19 protein-coding genes are annotated in these 17,243 nt (G+C 31.1%); 15 read left to right on the top strand and 4 right to left on the bottom strand.

Features of this window, described 5'->3' with window-relative positions:
- Positions 1-20: 20 nt before the first annotated feature.
- The 3 genes from D6T69_RS05950 to D6T69_RS05940 all read left to right on the top strand — a co-directional run bounded on the left by D6T69_RS05950 (position 21) and on the right by D6T69_RS05940 (position 1,798).
- Positions 21-632, top strand: a complete 612-nt coding sequence (locus D6T69_RS05950) for a DUF4230 domain-containing protein (RefSeq protein ID WP_125066894.1) — start codon at positions 21-23, stop codon at positions 630-632.
- Positions 633-879: 247 nt separating this feature from the next.
- Positions 880-1,245 carry an MmcQ/YjbR family DNA-binding protein gene (locus D6T69_RS05945; RefSeq protein WP_125066893.1) on the top strand — a complete coding sequence of 122 codons (366 nt, stop codon included), beginning with the start codon at positions 880-882 and terminating at the stop codon, positions 1,243-1,245.
- A gap of 4 nt (positions 1,246-1,249) precedes the next feature.
- Positions 1,250-1,798 carry a 5-formyltetrahydrofolate cyclo-ligase gene (locus tag D6T69_RS05940; RefSeq protein ID WP_125066892.1) on the top strand — a complete coding sequence of 183 codons (549 nt, stop codon included), beginning with the start codon at positions 1,250-1,252 and terminating at the stop codon, positions 1,796-1,798.
- A 52-nt stretch (positions 1,799-1,850) separates the two neighbouring features.
- On the opposite strand, the gene rho is transcribed toward D6T69_RS05940, so the two are convergent.
- On the bottom strand, positions 1,851-3,467 hold the full coding sequence (rho, locus tag D6T69_RS05935; protein ID WP_125066891.1) for a transcription termination factor Rho: 1,617 nt from the start codon (positions 3,465-3,467) through the stop codon (positions 1,851-1,853).
- 199 nt (positions 3,468-3,666) lie between these two features.
- On the opposite strand from rho, the gene D6T69_RS05930 reads away from it, so the two are divergent.
- The 4 genes from D6T69_RS05930 to D6T69_RS05915 all read left to right on the top strand — a co-directional run bounded on the left by D6T69_RS05930 (position 3,667) and on the right by D6T69_RS05915 (position 7,752).
- The gene (locus D6T69_RS05930; protein WP_125066890.1) at positions 3,667-4,101 is read left to right on the top strand and encodes a DUF4293 domain-containing protein; all 435 of its coding nucleotides are present in this window, start codon (positions 3,667-3,669) and stop codon (positions 4,099-4,101) included.
- Between the two features lie 218 nt (positions 4,102-4,319).
- Positions 4,320-4,976, top strand: coding sequence for a response regulator (locus D6T69_RS05925; RefSeq protein ID WP_125066889.1), 657 nt, complete (start codon positions 4,320-4,322; stop codon positions 4,974-4,976).
- A gap of 275 nt (positions 4,977-5,251) precedes the next feature.
- Positions 5,252-5,917, top strand: coding sequence for a hypothetical protein (locus D6T69_RS05920; protein WP_125066888.1), 666 nt, complete (start codon positions 5,252-5,254; stop codon positions 5,915-5,917).
- Positions 5,918-5,973: 56 nt separating this feature from the next.
- A complete protein-coding gene (locus D6T69_RS05915; RefSeq protein WP_125066887.1) occupies positions 5,974-7,752 on the top strand; it encodes a tetratricopeptide repeat-containing sensor histidine kinase in 1,779 nt (592 codons plus the stop codon).
- Here the strand turns inward: D6T69_RS05915 and D6T69_RS05910 are convergent.
- The gene (locus D6T69_RS05910; protein WP_125066886.1) at positions 7,735-8,232 is read right to left on the bottom strand and encodes a metallophosphoesterase family protein; all 498 of its coding nucleotides are present in this window, start codon (positions 8,230-8,232) and stop codon (positions 7,735-7,737) included. The two genes, D6T69_RS05915 and D6T69_RS05910, sit on opposite strands and share 18 nt — an antisense overlap.
- A gap of 248 nt (positions 8,233-8,480) precedes the next feature.
- Here D6T69_RS05910 and truA point away from each other — a divergent pair, with 248 nt between their 5' ends.
- The 3 genes from truA to D6T69_RS05895 all read left to right on the top strand — a co-directional run bounded on the left by truA (position 8,481) and on the right by D6T69_RS05895 (position 11,507).
- Positions 8,481-9,215 carry a tRNA pseudouridine(38-40) synthase TruA gene (truA, locus tag D6T69_RS05905; protein ID WP_125066885.1) on the top strand — a complete coding sequence of 245 codons (735 nt, stop codon included), beginning with the start codon at positions 8,481-8,483 and terminating at the stop codon, positions 9,213-9,215.
- The gene (locus tag D6T69_RS05900) at positions 9,215-10,981 is read left to right on the top strand and encodes an ABC transporter ATP-binding protein (RefSeq protein ID WP_125066884.1); all 1,767 of its coding nucleotides are present in this window, start codon (positions 9,215-9,217) and stop codon (positions 10,979-10,981) included. Before truA ends, D6T69_RS05900 begins: the two co-directional genes overlap by 1 nt.
- 70 nt (positions 10,982-11,051) lie before the next feature.
- A complete protein-coding gene (locus D6T69_RS05895) occupies positions 11,052-11,507 on the top strand; it encodes a hypothetical protein (RefSeq protein ID WP_125066883.1) in 456 nt (151 codons plus the stop codon).
- A 46-nt stretch (positions 11,508-11,553) separates the two neighbouring features.
- Here the strand turns inward: D6T69_RS05895 and cdaA are convergent, their stop codons facing one another.
- Both cdaA and folP read right to left on the bottom strand, forming a co-directional pair.
- Complete coding sequence (cdaA, locus tag D6T69_RS05890; RefSeq protein ID WP_125066882.1) at positions 11,554-12,336, bottom strand: diadenylate cyclase CdaA; 783 nt, start codon at positions 12,334-12,336, stop codon at positions 11,554-11,556.
- 80 nt (positions 12,337-12,416) lie between these two features.
- Positions 12,417-13,235, bottom strand: coding sequence for a dihydropteroate synthase (folP, locus tag D6T69_RS05885; RefSeq protein ID WP_125069190.1), 819 nt, complete (start codon positions 13,233-13,235; stop codon positions 12,417-12,419).
- An 80-nt stretch (positions 13,236-13,315) separates the two neighbouring features.
- On the opposite strand from folP, the gene D6T69_RS05880 reads away from it, so the two are divergent.
- The 5 genes from D6T69_RS05880 to D6T69_RS05860 all read left to right on the top strand — a co-directional run bounded on the left by D6T69_RS05880 (position 13,316) and on the right by D6T69_RS05860 (position 17,227).
- Positions 13,316-13,861, top strand: coding sequence for a DUF1599 domain-containing protein (locus tag D6T69_RS05880; protein WP_125066881.1), 546 nt, complete (start codon positions 13,316-13,318; stop codon positions 13,859-13,861).
- Positions 13,862-13,877: 16 nt separating this feature from the next.
- Positions 13,878-14,849 (top strand): BT_3928 family protein, encoded by a 972-nt coding sequence (locus D6T69_RS05875; protein WP_125066880.1) that lies wholly within the window; start codon positions 13,878-13,880, stop codon positions 14,847-14,849.
- A gap of 50 nt (positions 14,850-14,899) precedes the next feature.
- On the top strand, positions 14,900-15,925 hold the full coding sequence (locus tag D6T69_RS05870) for a GyrI-like domain-containing protein (RefSeq protein WP_125066879.1): 1,026 nt from the start codon (positions 14,900-14,902) through the stop codon (positions 15,923-15,925).
- Positions 15,926-16,075: 150 nt separating this feature from the next.
- The gene (crcB, locus tag D6T69_RS05865; protein WP_125066878.1) at positions 16,076-16,468 is read left to right on the top strand and encodes a fluoride efflux transporter CrcB; all 393 of its coding nucleotides are present in this window, start codon (positions 16,076-16,078) and stop codon (positions 16,466-16,468) included.
- A 54-nt stretch (positions 16,469-16,522) separates the two neighbouring features.
- A complete protein-coding gene (locus D6T69_RS05860) occupies positions 16,523-17,227 on the top strand; it encodes a crotonase/enoyl-CoA hydratase family protein (protein ID WP_125066877.1) in 705 nt (234 codons plus the stop codon).
- Positions 17,228-17,243 lie beyond the last annotated feature (16 nt).

Genomic DNA, 17,243 nt, shown 5'->3' with positions numbered 1-17,243 from the left:
TTTTATGTAAATTCGTAATTATGGAATTACTTTTTATAGGTTTGGCAGGAGGTGCCATTATATCCTATTACATTTTTAAAAAATTCACCTCAGTAAAAAGAAAAAACTTGACAGAAAAACAATCGGTAGTTTTGTTAGATAAAATTAAAAAAGTGTCTAAATTAATTACTATTGAAGGAGAGTTTGCTGAAATATACCATCATGAAAACACCAAAGAAAAATTTTTAGGACTTGTTACCAGTAAGAAAAAAGCCATTATTCTAATCAATGCTAAAGTGCATATTGGTTTTGATTTTAGGAAAATAAAAATGCATACGGATACTAAGAAAAAAGTATTAGTTCTTTCTGAATTTCCTCGACCTGAAGTATTTTCAATAGAACCTAATTTACGTTTCTACGATATTCAAAACGGATTACTTAACAAGTTTAGTTCTGAAGATTTAACTGAAGTTAATAAAGAGGCTAAAGATCATATTCTTCAAAAAATACCTGAAAGTAATTTAATGCAAACAGCAAATAAAGAAGCCTTAGAAGCTGTTACCTTAATGCAAAATTTAGTAGAAACCATTGGATGGAAACTAGACTACACAGCTTTAAAAATTCCTGAATCAACTCAAAATTTAATTGAATAATTAGCAGTAATGAAGAAACATTATAAAACATTTAAACTATTATTCATTTCTGCTTTTTCTTTCTTTTTATATTATTACATAGATAACCATAACGCTTTAATATCACTTCAAGAGAAAGCTGACAAATACTCCATACGTAGAGGCTTTGAGTTTTTCATTCTCATAAATATTTTTAAATACTTTTTCTTATTACTTAGTTTTATGTCTATTATTTTCCTAGTTTTTACATCTTATAAAAATAAAAAAAATGAATATTGAAGAATTTCGTAACTATTGTATTACCAAAAAAGGAGTAACTGAACATTTTCCTTTTGATGATAATGTTTTAGTATTTAAAGTAATGAATAAAATGTTTGCTTTATCGGGGTTAGATAGCTGGGAGCAACATGAACCTAAGGTTAATTTAAAATGTGATCCTGAACGTGCTTTAGAATTAAGAGCTGAGTACGAAAGTATTGATCCGGGATTTCACATGAGTAAAAAACATTGGAATACAGTTACTTTAAACAATGATGTTTCTGATACTTTTGTTTTTGAATTGATTGATCACTCATACGAACTTATAGTAAAAGGATTAACAAAAAAACTTAAAGAAGAATTAAAATCGCTATAACCTCATGCTTAAATCTGACCTTAGAAAACTATACAAGCAAAAGAGAAACTCTCTTACTCAAACAGAAAAAGAAAAACTCCAAGAAAGTATATATCAACAAATATTCAAGTTACAAACTAATGATATACATACTATACATTTGTTTTTATCCATGCGAAAGTTCAATGAAATAGACACTCAACCTATCATTGACTTTTTTAGAGGCAAAGGAAAAAGAATTATTGTTAGTCGTTGTAATTTCAAAGATGACTCATTAACTCATTTTTATTTTGAAAAAGACACTAAACTAGAACTTAACAAATTTGGTGTTCCAGAACCTATAAATGCAGAAGAAGCAAATGTAAAAGATATCGATTTAGTTTTTGTACCTATGCTAATTTCTGATGAGCAAAATTATCGAGTTGGTTACGGAAAGGGCTTTTATGATCGATTTTTATCAGAATGTAGAGAAGACACTCAAACTATCGGGCTCAACTTCTTTTCTCCTATAAAAAAGATAGAAGATACTCACAAGTTTGATGTTCCACTAGATTCTGTGATATATCCAAAATAAAAAATCCCGCTAAGAGCAGGATTTTTTATTTTATATAAACTAACGATTATCCTTATCCATTCATTGAAATCAAGAACTCCTCGTTATTTAATGATCTTTTAATTCTATCTTGAATAAACTCCATTGCTTCAATAGGGTTCATATCAGCTAAATACTTACGTAATACCCACATACGTTGTACAGTCTTTTCATCTAATAATAAATCATCACGACGTGTACTCGACTTAATTAAGTCAATTGCAGGATAAATTCTACGGTTGGCAATATTACGCTCTAATTGTAACTCCATGTTACCTGTTCCTTTGAATTCTTCAAAGATAACCTCGTCCATTTTCGAACCAGTTTCAGTAAGTGCTGTAGCAATAATAGTTAAAGAACCTCCATTTTCAATGTTACGAGCTGCTCCAAAGAAACGTTTTGGTTTGTGTAATGCATTTGCATCAATACCTCCTGATAAAATCTTACCAGATGCTGGTGCTACCGTGTTGTAAGCTCTTGCTAAACGTGTAATAGAATCTAATAAAATTACAACATCATGCCCACACTCTACTAAACGTTTTGCTTTTTCTAACACAATATTAGCTACACGAACATGTTTATCAGCTGGTTCATCAAAAGTAGAAGCAACTACTTCACCACGTACACTACGTTGCATATCGGTAACCTCTTCAGGACGTTCATCAATTAATAAAACGATTTGATATACTTCAGGGTGATTCGCTGCAATTGCTTTTGCTACATCTTTTAATAATACTGTTTTACCCGTTTTAGGTTGTGCCACAATCATACCACGTTGCCCTTTTCCTATCGGAGAAAACAAATCGATAATTCTAGTAGATAATGAACTTCCTTTTTCTGCTAAATTGAACTTTTCATCAGCAAATAATGGAGTTAAGTGCTCAAAAGAAACACGATCACGTACAATATTTGGGTTTAATCCATTAATTTTTGAAACTCTAATTAACGGAAAGTACTTCTCCCCTTCTTTTGGAGGACGTACATTACCTCTAACTGTATCACCTGTTTTTAATCCAAATAGTTTTATTTGAGATTGTGATACATAAATATCATCAGGTGATGATAAGTAGTTATAATCAGAAGAACGTAAAAAACCATACCCATCAGGCATCATTTCTAAAACACCTTCACTTTCAATAATACCATCAAACTCAAAATCAGGGTCACGGTACTTATTACCGCTTTTGTGATGCTGCTTATTAGTATTCTGATTTTTATTATGCTTATTACCTCTATTATTGTGGCTTTTATTATGTTGCTGCTGCTTTTGCTGTTGAGGTTGTTGTTTTTTATCCTCTGAAGCTTGAACTTGCTTCTTCTCTTCTTGCCTTTTCTTAGGCTTATTAACAACTTCCTTTTTTTCTTGCTTTTCTGGAGCCCTTTTTACTTCAGGTTCATTAACAACCTTACTTTCTGGCTTCTCAGCAGTAGTTTTAGCTTCAGTTTTAGTTATTCTTTTTCTTTTTGGCTTCTCTGCCTTAGGTGCAGGTTTTGGTTTAGCCTCATTAGCACTTGCTTCCGCTTGCGCATCTAAAATTTTGTATACCAAGTCTAATTTTTTTAATTGACTAATCTTGGTTAATCCTATTGATTTGGCAATAACTTGTAAATCAGCTAATTTTTTAGTTTTTAATTCCGAAATATCGAACATTCGTTAAATAATTAAGTTACTAAAATTCCTTATGTATAAAGAATTATTTTGTATTAAGTTTTGTTTTGAGTGCTAATTATATAGGGGCTATATAATAATTTTGTGCGGTTACATACAAGGCAAATATATACAAATATTTTAACTTCTAATATTTCTTTTTAAAAAAAGAAGTATTACATTTGCTACCCGATAAAAAATTATGATACAAAGAATACAATCTATATACCTATTAGTAGCAGGAATTATCTCTGGAGGATTGACTTTTATAGTTAGTCTTTGGAGTAACTCCCAAACTAATACTATTTATGTTTTAGATTTATTTTCTGGGAACTCAATCTTAGAAAAAAGTATTCCTGTTTTATTTTTTATTTCGGCTTTAGTAGCTTTTGTAACAATATTTCTATTTAAAAATCGTCAGTTACAATTTGTACTAAACCGCTTAAACATATTGATAAACCTTTTTTTATTAGGACTATTGATTTATTTATCACAAACATTATCTGGAGAAGCTTTGGTTTCTGAGAAAGGTATTGGGATGTTCTTTCCTATCATTGTTATTTTGCTATTAGTTTTAGCAAATAGAGCCATTAAGAAGGATGAAGATCTTGTAAAATCTGTAGATAGATTACGATAAGCCTAACATCTTAGTATATTTAGTGCGAAAAAAACCGAGATTTAAATCTCGGTTTTTTATTTTTGTTTCCTAGGCTATTCAAGGCCTACAACCTAAAATGTTAAAGAAATGTTAAAAAAATCTCAGGGTTTTCCCTGAGTCACTAATGAAACAATTAGGGATACTGTGTATTGTACACACTGTTTTAACCTCATAAATTTGTAACTGTAATAACAACTATGAATTACAACAAGATAAAAGTTCACATAGCAGATGACCATAAAATATTAATAGACGGAGTCATTGCTTTATTAAATACTGAAGACGACATTGAAGTAGAGGGTTTTTCTTTAACAGGTAGACAAGTAATAAACTGGTCTTCTAAAAATACAGCAGATGTATTAGTTTTAGATATAAACATGCCTGAGATGGATGGTATAGAAGTTTTAAAAACGTTTAAGAAACGTAATACAAATATTAAAACAATAATACTATCAAGCTTAAGCGACCCAAAACTAGTTCAAGAAATGATAGCACTAGGTGCTAATGGTTTTGTAGATAAAAGTCGAGCTAATGAGCAAATAATTGATGCTATTAAAGTTGTACACAATGGCATACAATATATTAGTGAAGACATTAAAGTAAAATTATTAGACTTATATGCTTCAGATGCAAAAGACGAAGATGAACCAGAATTTTTGCATGGAGATTTAACTGAGAGGGAAATTGCTGTATTAAAGTTAATTGCTAAAGAGAAAAGCTCCAATGAAATTGCAGAAAAACTCAATGTCAGCATAAAAACAGTAGAAACATATAGAAGTAATTTATATAAAAAATTAAAAGTAAAAAATGTAGTAGGTTTAGCGATGTATGCAGTGAGAAACAAAATAGTGTAAAGACATAATCAACCCTTCAAATTTTCTTTAGTCCCCCAGATTAAGAAGAAGCCCCCCGAGTCTATACACTTTATGCATCGCTAATCAACTACTGCTAATAACAATAAACCCAATAGCGATGTACGCGTTATTTAACATAGTATAGAAAACCCCTTCATTTTGTTTTCTTTTATCCCCTAAGAGATATCGTCCCCCGCGTCTCTTAACATCTATCCTAAGTACATCGCTATTTTTTTAAAAAAAAGAAGTCTAATCTCAATAAACACCAATAAGTCATGAAAAATTTTACTCCTTATTTACTAGCTTTGAGTCTTAGTGTTATTTTTGCTTCTTGTTCTTCTAACGAAGCAGAAGTTATAGAGAATAATCCTGAAAACTTATTACAATCATATACACTTAAAAGAGATGCTACTGGTGCTTATTCTATTGATTTTAATACAACAGATAACACAGATGTGACTACAGTTACTAATGTAGATAACTCAAAAGAAATAATTTTAGCCGAAACTCCACAAAAAACAGCTTCTAAACATTCTAATGATTTTTCTATAGAAAATGACCATTTAAAAATTGGTTTCTTGGAAACTAACAAAGGCAAACAGACAAAAATATCTGTAAAAGATGAAAACATTACTTTTGCTAAAGGAATTACAGAGTTTTTAAGTTCTTACAGTATCACAGCTAATGAAAATGGAACCTATTTATTAAACTTTACAGTCAACAGTAATGTTGCTACTGATTTTGTTTACAACAAAGAACTTAAAGTCTATGAGGTTCACTTATCTAGTGGTGAAGCTACAGAATATACATTTTCGAGGGAGCTTGAAACAGGTTCAGACAATATAATAAGATTAAATTTCGTTAATCATAAGTTTTCTGGAAAATTATTAGAAGAAGTAGCTGCCACTGTAACAAAACCTGAAGTAATAATTCAATCGTGAATTTAAAACTAAAAACATATATATTCTTTTTATCCTTTTTTACCTCCTTTATTTTAATGGGGCAAGAAAAAGGTATAGATTTTAAAGAGGAAAAACTTAAAGATTCTATTACTTTTAATAAAATTGACAGTTTATATTTAAATCAAAATTATACTGAAGCTTTAGACAAGGCTTTATTACTATTAAAAAAAAGCAAATCTCAAAAAAAATACTTACTTTCTTCCAAGATTAATAACTTAATAGGTAATATATATTTTGAAAATCATTCGTACTTAAAAGCTATAGAATTCTACACTACTAGCAATGATCTTGTAAAAAAACACAAACAACTGTACATTTCTGAAAGAAAAAAAAATTTAAACTTTTCAAACCCTAGTAATAATGATCTTGAAATAACAAACCTTCAGAAAATAGGAAGCGCATATCATGTTTTAAAAGAAAGTGACTCAATAAACTCAAAAATATACAAAGATAGCGCAATGCTTTATTATGAAAAAGCTATCAACGGTGCTTTTAAAACACGAAAAGCCAAAATAATTAAGGCTAAAATAAACAATAATCTTTCAACCATATACCTAAGGGACTCTCTATATGATAAAGCGGAATTCTATATTAATGAATCTATAAAACTATACGAGAGTATGAATAATAAAGTTGGTAAGGCTGGAGCTCTAGGTAATCTTGCCAACATCTATCTGGAAAAAAAGGAATTAGAAAAATCTAAGGACACCTATTTTAAAGCTTTAAAACTAATTAATGGTGTAGACGATATTTCATCTACTAAAACAAAATCTAGCTTGTACTTTAATTTAGCTTGGACTCTTTACCTTTTAAAAGACTATACAGCCTACGACTATCAAGAGAAATCATACAATATTAAAGATGATTTAAGAGACAAAGAAATAAGAAGAATGATTGAAGAGATTTATGCTCAACAAGAAGTAAATTTAGAAAAAGAGAAAACAGCCTTAGTTGAAGAACAACGAAAACTAGAAGAAGCCCAAGAAGCCAAAACATCTATGCTCTTTGGTGCTTTAAGTTTTTTAGTATTAATTGTTTCAGGAGTAATCATATACAACTATAAACTTCGTCAGAAAAATCTAAGTCTTAAATTATCTGAAAGTAAGCTTATACAACAACAAAACCTTGAGAAGGTTAAATCAGAAGCACAAGTTAAAATTCTTAACGCTACGATAGACGGAAAAGAAACCGAACGTAAACTCATTGCTGAAATATTACACGATAATGTGAGTGCTTTACTTTCATCTGCTAATATGCATTTAACAGCTACAAAAAAGCAATTTAACGGAGATACACCACAAGAAATAGAAAAAACACAAGCTATTATTTCTGAAGCCTCTCAAAAAGTTAGAGACTTATCTCACAACCTAGTTTCTTCTATTTTATTGAAATTTGGACTTGAGTATGCTATTAAAGATGTCGTTAAAAAGTATTCTAACAGTCAATTAAAGCTTGAAGTTTCCGCAAAAAACATCAGTAGGTATAATCAAGAATTTGAAATAAAAATATTTAATGTGATTCAAGAATTAATCAATAATATCTTGAAACACAGTAAAGCCAAACATGCACAAATAGATTTAAAAGAAGAGAAGAATCAACTAACCGTTCTCGTTAAGGATGATGGGGTAGGATTTTCTACCTCGTCTTCTTCTTTTTCTGATGGTATAGGTCTTAACCAAGTTGAAGCTAGAATTCACATGATGGACGGTAAGCTAACTATAAAATCTGAAGTAAATATAGGCACCTCTATACACATCATGGTTCCTATACTAAAAAAAGAAAAAAACCTTAGCAAACTAACCTCTGTTAGCTAGTTCGATAACCTCCATATTTTTTACATTGCCTTTATCTATTTCAAAACGCAGCATGGTTCTGACTTTATGAAACCCATGATTTCCTGCTGCTCCTGGATTCAAATGTAATAAATTCAACTTTTTATCGTATTGAACTTTTAAAATATGCGAATGCCCACAAATAAATAATTGTGGGGTGTTCATTCTCAGCTCTTCTCTAACTCTTTGATTATATTTATTCGGGTAACCCCCTATGTGAGTTATCCACACAGAAACACCTTCAACAGTAAATTTATTATCTAGCGGAAATTCTGCTCTAGCATCTTTATCATCAATATTTCCATAAACAGCTCTAAGTGGCTTCAGTTTCTTTATTGCATCAGTTACATTTAAATCACCTATATCACCTGCATGCCAAACCTCATCAGCTTGCTTTACAAACTTTAAAATTTGTTCATCAATAAAACTATGTGTATCGGAAAGGAGTAAAATTTTTTTCATTAAAGCAAAACTAATGAATTCCTAAATAAAAAATCCACGACGTTACATCATGGATTTCTTTATACTAAGGGGATATTAATGAAAGGGGAATTCACTATCTTATTCTAAACTGAGGGTGCGAAAATAACACAAATACTCAGTTAATGTGTTAACATATGTTAATAATATTCAAAAATATTATTTTACCTCTTCTCTAGTACTTTTCAAATTAGAATTTTATAATTTAGCTCTATAAAACTTTACGCTTCTTGAGGTATTTTATTGAATTAGCATACAACGGAAAAAATTATCATGGATGGCAAATACAGCCACGTGCAATTTCAGTTCAAGAAAAAATAAACAAAGCAATCAGTACAATTTTAAGAAAAGAAATAAACATTGTTGGAGCAGGGAGAACCGACGCTGGTGTTCATGCATCTCAAATGTTTGCTCATTTCGATGTAGAAGCTCCATTAAACGATAATTTCACTTATAAATTGAATGCTATTTTGCCAGACGATATTGTTATACTTAAAACGCAATTAGTACATAACGATGCTCATGCTCGTTTCGATGCGCTAAGTAGAAGTTATGAGTATAAAATTTGGTTAGGTAGAAATCCCTTTTTATTAGATACCACTTGGCAATTACACCATCAGCAGTTAAATATAGATTTAATGAATAAAGCAGCAGCAATTCTATATGATTATGAAGATTTTGAATGTTTTTCAAAAGTAAAAACAGATGTACATACATTTAACTGTACTGTTACCAATGCAAAATGGATTAGAAACGGAAACGAATTAACATTTCATATTAGTGCCAATCGCTTTTTAAGAAACATGGTTCGTGCTATTGTAGGAACCTTAATTGATGTTGGTTTAGAAAAAATAACTGTAAATGATTTTAAAAAAATCATTGAAAGTAAAAATCGAAGTAAAGCAGGAGTGTCAGTTCCTGCAAAAGGTTTATTTTTAACAAAAGTAATATACGATTATATATAGTGAGCAAAACAACAGGAAAAGCATTTGATATTAAAATTTTTGCAAGACTTATGAGTTTTACAAAAAAATACCGTGTACGATTTATAGTTGCAGCACTATCTACCATTTTACTTGCAGGATTTGCTGTGTTAACACCTGTCATTTTAATGACGGCTATAGATGATTTTATAGCAACCAAAAACTTTACCAGGCTATTGTATTTTACAATTACCATGATAGTAGTGTTACTGATCCAAGTATTTTTTCAGTTTAGTTTTATTTATTACGCCAACTGGGTAGGTCAACATATTATTAGAGACATAAGAGCTAAAACTTTTAGAAAAATACTTCAGTTTAAAATGGGGTATTTTGATAATTCTTCTGTTGGAAAATTGGTAACTCGTGTTGTTTCAGATATAGAAACTATTGCCAATTTTTTCACGCAAGGTGTTTTTATGATTGTTAGTGACATTTTAAAAATGATTGTAGTAATCATTGTAATGTTCTATACAAACTGGAAATTGGCATTAATTGCACTTGCAACCTTACCTGTATTAATCTACGCTACTAAGCTATTTCAAATAGCGATAAAATCTACCTTTCAAGATGTACGTAATCAAGTAGCAAACCTAAATAGTTTTGTGCAAGAAAGAGTTACAGGAATGAAAATTGTTCAGCTCTTTAACAGAGAAAGAATTGAGTATAAAAACTTTATTGAAATTAACAACAAGCATAAAAAAGCACATGTTAAAACCGTTTGGTATTACTCTATCTTCTTCCCTATTGCTGAAATTCTTTCTTCTATTGCAATAGGACTTATTGTATGGTATGGTGGTTTGCAGGTTGTTGAAGACAAAGCTGTAAGTGTTGGTGCTATCATTGGTTTTATCAAAATGGCTCAAATGCTTTTTAGACCATTACGACAAATAGCTGATAAGTTTAATCAACTACAAATGGGAATAGTTGCAGGTGAACGCGTATTTAATATAATTGACACAGAAAGCACTATAGACAAAAGTGGAACTGTTACTGCTAATAACATACAAGGAACTATTAGTTTCAAAGATGTACGATTTAGTTATATTAAAGGAGAAGAAATTTTAAAAGGAATAAGTTTTAATGTTGAAAAAGGGCAAACTGTTGCAATTGTAGGTGCTACAGGAGCTGGTAAATCTACTATTATTAACCTTATAAACCGTTTTTATGAAATAGATAGCGGTGAAATATCTATCGATAACATTCCTGTTCAAGACTATAAAATAGCTTCTTTACGTCAAAAAGTAGCGGTTGTGCTGCAAGATGTATTTTTATTTTCTGATAGTATTTTAAACAATATTACCCTTAACAACGAAAACATTTCTCTTGAAGAAGTTAAAATTGCTGCCAAACAAATTGGGATTCATGATTTTATAATGAGTCTACCTAACAATTATCACTATAATGTAAAAGAACGTGGTGGTATGTTGTCTTCAGGACAACGTCAGTTAATTGCTTTCTTACGTGCCTATGTAAGTAAACCTAGTATTTTAATTTTAGACGAAGCTACTTCTTCAGTTGATGCACATTCAGAACAAATGATTCAATATGCTACGGATGAAATTACAAAAAACAGAACTTCTATTGTAATTGCTCATCGTTTAGCAACCATTAAAAAGGCTGATATGATTATAGTTATGGACAAAGGTCGTATAGTTGAAAAAGGAAATCATACCGAATTGTTAAAAAAACATGAGGGCTATTATAAGAATTTGTACGAAAAACAGTTTAATAGTGAAACGGTGATGTAAATAAATTTGTTTGCATCAATCAAAATAGTACATTTGTTATTCAATCTTAAAAACTAAAAATCAATTAACGATGAAAAAAGTAATTTTATCAGTATTTGTTGTTGGTGCTTTATTAGCAACATCATGTAAGAACACTAAAGAAGAAGCTAAAGACGCTACCAAAGATGCTGTTGAAGCTGTAGAAAAGGCAACTGAAGAAGCTAAAGAAGCTGCTGCTGACGCAACTGAAGAAGCTAAAGAGGCTACTGCAGAAGCTGTTGAAGCTGTAGAATCTGCAATCGAAGGTATCGAAATCCCAGAATTTGAAGATCCAAAAGTAGGAGAATACTTACAGTCTTATTCTCAATATGCTAAAGATTATATCGAAGCTAAAGGAGATGTGGTAAAAAACTCTGAATTAGCTAAAAAAGGTGTTGAATTAGCTGCACAAGCTAAAGACATCGTTGCTAACTTAGATGAAGAAGCTGCTAAAAAATTCAATAGCGTTATGACTGCTATTCAATCTAAAATGGCTCCTGCTCAATAATCTTTTTGAACAGAACATAAAAAAGCTCGCAAGTTGCGAGCTTTTTTTATGCCATTACATCTTTTTCTAATTTCCTATGGAGTTCTTCTAACGATTTATATAACACAAACTCTCCGTCTTTTATATACGAAATCTCTCCTGTTTCTTCTGAAACCAATAAACAAATTGCATCTGTTTTTTCACTAACACCAATTGCTGCTCTGTGACGTAATCCAAACCTTGAAGGTATTTTAGCACTATTAGAAACCGGTAATATTACTCGAGTTGCCACAATATAATTATCACGAATAACAGTTGCACCATCATGCAACGGACTATTTTTATAAAAAATACTCTCAATTATTGCCTCGTTAACCAAAGCATTCATTTTATCACCAGTATTAATTAAAAAATCAAGGTTATTCGTTTTCTCTATCACTAACAGCGCTCCCGTTTTTGTCTTAGACAAATTAACACAAGCCGTTAAAATAGTCTCAACATCAGTTTCAGTATGAATTTCAGTCTTTAAAAACTTCAATTGATTTAAAAACCCTTTTTTAGTAGAAAAATTAGTGGTTCCTATCATTAATAAGAACTTACGAATCTCTTGTTGAAACACAATAATCAATGCTATAACACCACCAGAAAGTAAGTACCCTAGAATTCCACTTAACATTTCCATGTGTAAGGCTTGAGTAACTTTCCATATTAAAAATATAAATGCAATTCCTATTACAATGTTAATCGCTACGGTACCTTTTAACAGCTTATAGATATAGAAAAGTAATACAGCTACTAAAAAAATATCTAATACGTCAAGAAACGAAAAATCGATAAAATCTAAATTCATTAATTTTTTGAAGTTTTTTAACTTTAAAACAAGCTTTTAGGCATTTTATCTTTGCCTAATAAGTAAATGTAAGGATTTTATTACAACTGTTCCACAATTTTAACCGCCTCAACTGCTTCTTTTACATCGTGTACCCTTAAAATATGTGTTCCGTTTAACAAAGCAATTGTATTTGCTACAGTAGTAGCGCTTAGAGCTTCTTGCGGTGTAATTCCTAACAATTTATATAACATAGATTTCCTAGAAACCCCAGTTAAAATAGGAGCATTTAACCTTTTAAACATTGATAACCTTTTAAGTAATTCATAGTTTTGATTAAGTGTTTTTCCAAAGCCAAAACCAACATCTATAATTACATCATTCACCTTTAGCTGGCGCAATTTAAAAAGCTGTTCTGCAAAAAAAGAAACCACTTCCGTAACCACATTTTCATATTGAGGATTTTGTTGCATATTTTGCGGTGTTCCCTGCATATGCATCATAATATATGGAACTTGTAATTTTGCCACTGTCTCAAACATTTGCGCATCCATCTTTCCACCAGAAATATCATTAATAATTGCAGCACCTGCATTTATCGACTCTTCCACTATTCTACTTCTAAATGAGTCTACCGAAATAATAATTTCAGGAAAGCTTTTAATCAACAATTCCACCACAGGAAGCATTCTTTGTAGTTCCTCTTCTTCCGAAATATGCTTTGCTCCTGGTCTTGAAGAATACGCTCCAACATCAATAAACGTAGCCCCTTCACTTAACATCTTTTCTGCTTGTACAAGAATATCTCGTTCATTTTTATACTTTCCTCCATCAAAAAAAGAATCAGGAGTTACGTTTAAAATCCCCATAACCTTAGGCTTAGTTAAATCCACCAAGGTTCCTTTACAATTAATTGTCATCATGCTAAATTTCCAAGTAAAAATAAATGAAAAGCTTGTAATATTTACTATTTTTGGTCGAATACTTTTAAATAAGAAAGATGCAGAACACCTCTAAACAGTATGATGCTGTAGTTGAAGAATGTAGAAATTTGTTTGTAAAAAAAATGAGCGATTACGGTAGCGCCTGGAGAATTTTAAGACTCCCTTCATTAACCGATCAAATATTTATAAAAGCTCAACGCATACGTCAATTACAAGAAAATACTGAGCGAAAAGTTGATGAAGGAGAAAAATCAGAATTTATTGGCATTATTAATTATTCTATAATGGCGTTAATTCAAATTGAGCTAGGTATTGTTGAACAACCTGACCTAACTACCGAAGAGGCTACTACTTTATACGATAAACACATAAAAACCACCAAAGAATTAATGGAAAACAAAAACCATGATTATGGTGAAGCTTGGAGAGACATGAGAGTTTCTTCGTTAACCGATTTAATTCTGCAAAAACTACTTCGTGTAAAACAAATTGAAAACAATCAAGGCAAAACTTTAGTTTCTGAAGGAATTGATGCTAATTATCAAGATATGATTAATTATGCTATTTTTGCCATGATTCACCTTTCTGAATCAGATAATTAACCTAAAAAACACCCCTATGATTTTAAAAATGCTAACTCATATTTCAAGAGTACTTGTAGGACTTCTTTTTATTTACTCTGGATTTGTAAAATTGGTAGATCCAATCGGATCTCAATATAAATTTGAAGAATATTTTGGCGCCGATGTCTTAAATTTAGAATTCTTAATTCCTTTCGCTTTACCTTTTTCAATTCTTTTAATTGTTACCGAATTGGTTTTAGGTATTATGCTTTTAGTAGGTTACAAACCTAAACTTACTGTTTGGAGCTTATTTGGTTTAAACCTAATTTTCTTATTTTTAACTTGGTACTCTTATACCTACAACAAAGTTACAGATTGTGGATGTTTTGGTGACGCTTTAAAACTTACACCTAAAGAAACATTTTACAAGAATGTTGTTTTTATGGTTTTTATCGTGATTCTTATTTTAGGTGTTAAACACATTAAACCTTTAGTTTCAAATAAGTTTTCTTCTTTAACAACCTTTAGCTCTGTTTTTTTAGCACTAATTGTAACTTACTATGTTTTACAACATTTACCAATTATTGATTTTAGAGCTTATTCTATAGGTACAGATATTGCTAAAGGAATGGAATATCCAGAAGATAGCGACGAGCTTCCTCCTATACATGATTTCATGATAGAGACAGACGAAGGAGACAAGTTAGAAGAAATGCTTGCAAAAGAAAAAGCAATGCTTGTTATTATGTCTAATTTAAAGAAAACAGAAAAAGATGGTATTGCTGATGTTTCTAAGATTGCAAAACAAGCTAGCGAACAAGGTTATGAAATTTACGTCTTAACTGCTTCTTATATTGAAGACTTAGCCGCAACCCAAAAAGAATACGGACTACCTTACACTTTTGGCTTTTGTGATGAAACTGCTTTAAAAACTGTAATTAGGGCAAACCCCGGCATTGTTACCGTAAAAAGAGGAATCATTGCAGGAAAATGGAACTGGACAGACGCCGATGACGTAAAACTATAGATAACAACCTAAAAATCATTAACTTTATAACTAAACCAAAAATTATAATCATGAAGTTTATAAAGTATTTTTTTCTACTACTTGTTACCTTAATTGTTATATTCCTCATTTACGTAGCTACTTTTTCTAGCAGTTATGATGTAAATAGGAGCAAGATTATCAAAGCTCCAGTAGGTCATGTTTTTAACACCGTTAACGACCTAAAAACATGGGAGAAATGGGGCCCCTGGCATGAAGAAGACACCACTATTGTAGTTACTTATGGAAACAAAACTGTAGGAGTTGGCGCATCTGACAGCTGGACAAGTAAAGATGGTTCTGGAAAAATGGAAACTGTTGCAGTAGTTCCCAACAAATCTATCAACCAAAAAATATCATTTGGTGATTATGAACCTGGAGATATTTATTGGACGTTTGAAGAAGTGCCTGAGGGCACAAAAGTAACTTGGGGAATGAAAGCTGATAACAATCCTTTTATTTTCAAATTTTTTGCAGCCTTATCTGGAAGTTGGGACAATATGTTTGGTCCTATGGAAGAAAAAGGACTTAACAATCTTGAAAAATTAGTTTTAGAGACTATTCCTACAGCTCCTAAATTTTCTACAAGTCAAGTAATAACTAAAAAGCTTACTGAGAAAGTTTTTATCGGTTATCCGCATAAAACAAGAATTAATCATGAAGAAATGACTAAATTATTTATGCAAGATATGCCAAAAGCAGGTACGTACGCTATTAAAAGTGGATTAAGTGAAGGCGATTTTATTCCTGCTGCTGTTTACACCAAGTACGATGAAACCAATAACGAAACAGAGTTTTATATAGGCCTTTTACTACACAAACCTATTACACCAGACAAGGGAATGAAAACTATTAATCTCCCTGCTGGTAATAGTGTTATGATTTCTAAGTTTGGTAATTATGGTGATGGTGATTACGAAGCACATATGAAAATCGATACGTACTTAAAAGAAAATAATCTCAAACAAAATTGGCCTATTTGGGAACTATATGTAAATGACCCTACGACGATTAAACCCGAAGAAATTCAAACAGACATTTATTACCCTATAGAATAGAACCTAATTACAACTTATTCATAATTAAAACCTCACAAATTTGTGAGGTTTTCTTATTTTCGCAATGATATGAAAAGCTCTTGTAGAGATTCTTATAATATCTCGTTTAACAAAAGAGTAAAATTTAGCTATTAACCCAAAAGTACTTTTGTGAAACAATTATTATTAGTTTTTATAGGTGGTGGAGCAGGAAGCGTTTTACGATATATTATCGGAAAAGCTCTAAATAGCTCTCAAACAGGAATTCCGTACGGAACTTTTGCTGCCAACATTCTTGGTAGCTTACTTATTGGAATTATTTTAGGACTTGCCACCAAAAACGAAACCATAACACAAAACCACACTTTATTATTAGCTACTGGCTTCTGCGGTGGATTTACCACTTTCTCAACCTTTGCCTATGAAAATCATATCTTTCTAAAGTCTGGAGATTTCGCCTCTTTTGCGCTATACACTGTTGCTAGCTTTATCATCGGATTTTTAGCTGTTTTCGCAGGAATTTACTTAGTAAATTATTTTTGGACGAATGCACAATCTATTTAAACAATACTTTACCCTTAAAACAAATCTCACTTTGTGAGTAAATTTATATAACAAATGAGTGAACTTATACAATACAAATCAGAAGAAAATCACGTAATTATCACTATTACTAACGGAAAAGCTAATGCTATTTCTCATGAAGTGATTGATGCTTTAAACACCTCTTTTGACAAAGCTGAAAAAGAAGAAAAACCAGTAATACTAACAGGACAACCAGGAATATTCTCTGCTGGTTACGACTTAAAAAGCATGACTCAATCTCCTGAGTCAGCTTTAGAATTGGTTACCAAAGGATCTAATTTATCGCACAGAATGTTGTCTTTTCCTTACCCTATAATTGCAGCTTGTTCTGGACATGCAGTAGCTAAAGGAGCTTTCTTACTTCTATCTGTCGATTACAGACTGGGAATTGAAGGTGATTTTAAAATTGGATTAAATGAAGTTTTAATCGGTATGACCATGCACAATGCCGGTATTGAAATAGCTAAAGCACGTTTAACCCCTGTTTATTTTGAAAGAAGTGTTAACTGCTCTGAAATATATAATCCTAAAGAAGCTATTACTGCTGGATTTTTAGATAAAGTTGTTCCTCAAGAACACTTACTACCAACAGCTATAAAGGCTGCAGAGATGTTTTCTAAACTAAACAAGAAAGCACATAAAGAAACTAAACTCAAGGTAAGAAAACCATATTTAGATTCGTTAATAAAAGCAATTAAACAAGACAGTGAAGAAGGTTTAACACCTCCTTCAAAATAAAAGAGTCCTGCAATTG

Source organism: Tenacibaculum singaporense, assembly GCF_003867015.1.
Lineage (GTDB): Bacteria > Bacteroidota > Bacteroidia > Flavobacteriales > Flavobacteriaceae > Polaribacter > Polaribacter singaporensis.
The sequence above is the reverse complement of the archived record's forward strand: the minus strand, read 5'-3'. Positions and strand labels throughout refer to the sequence as shown.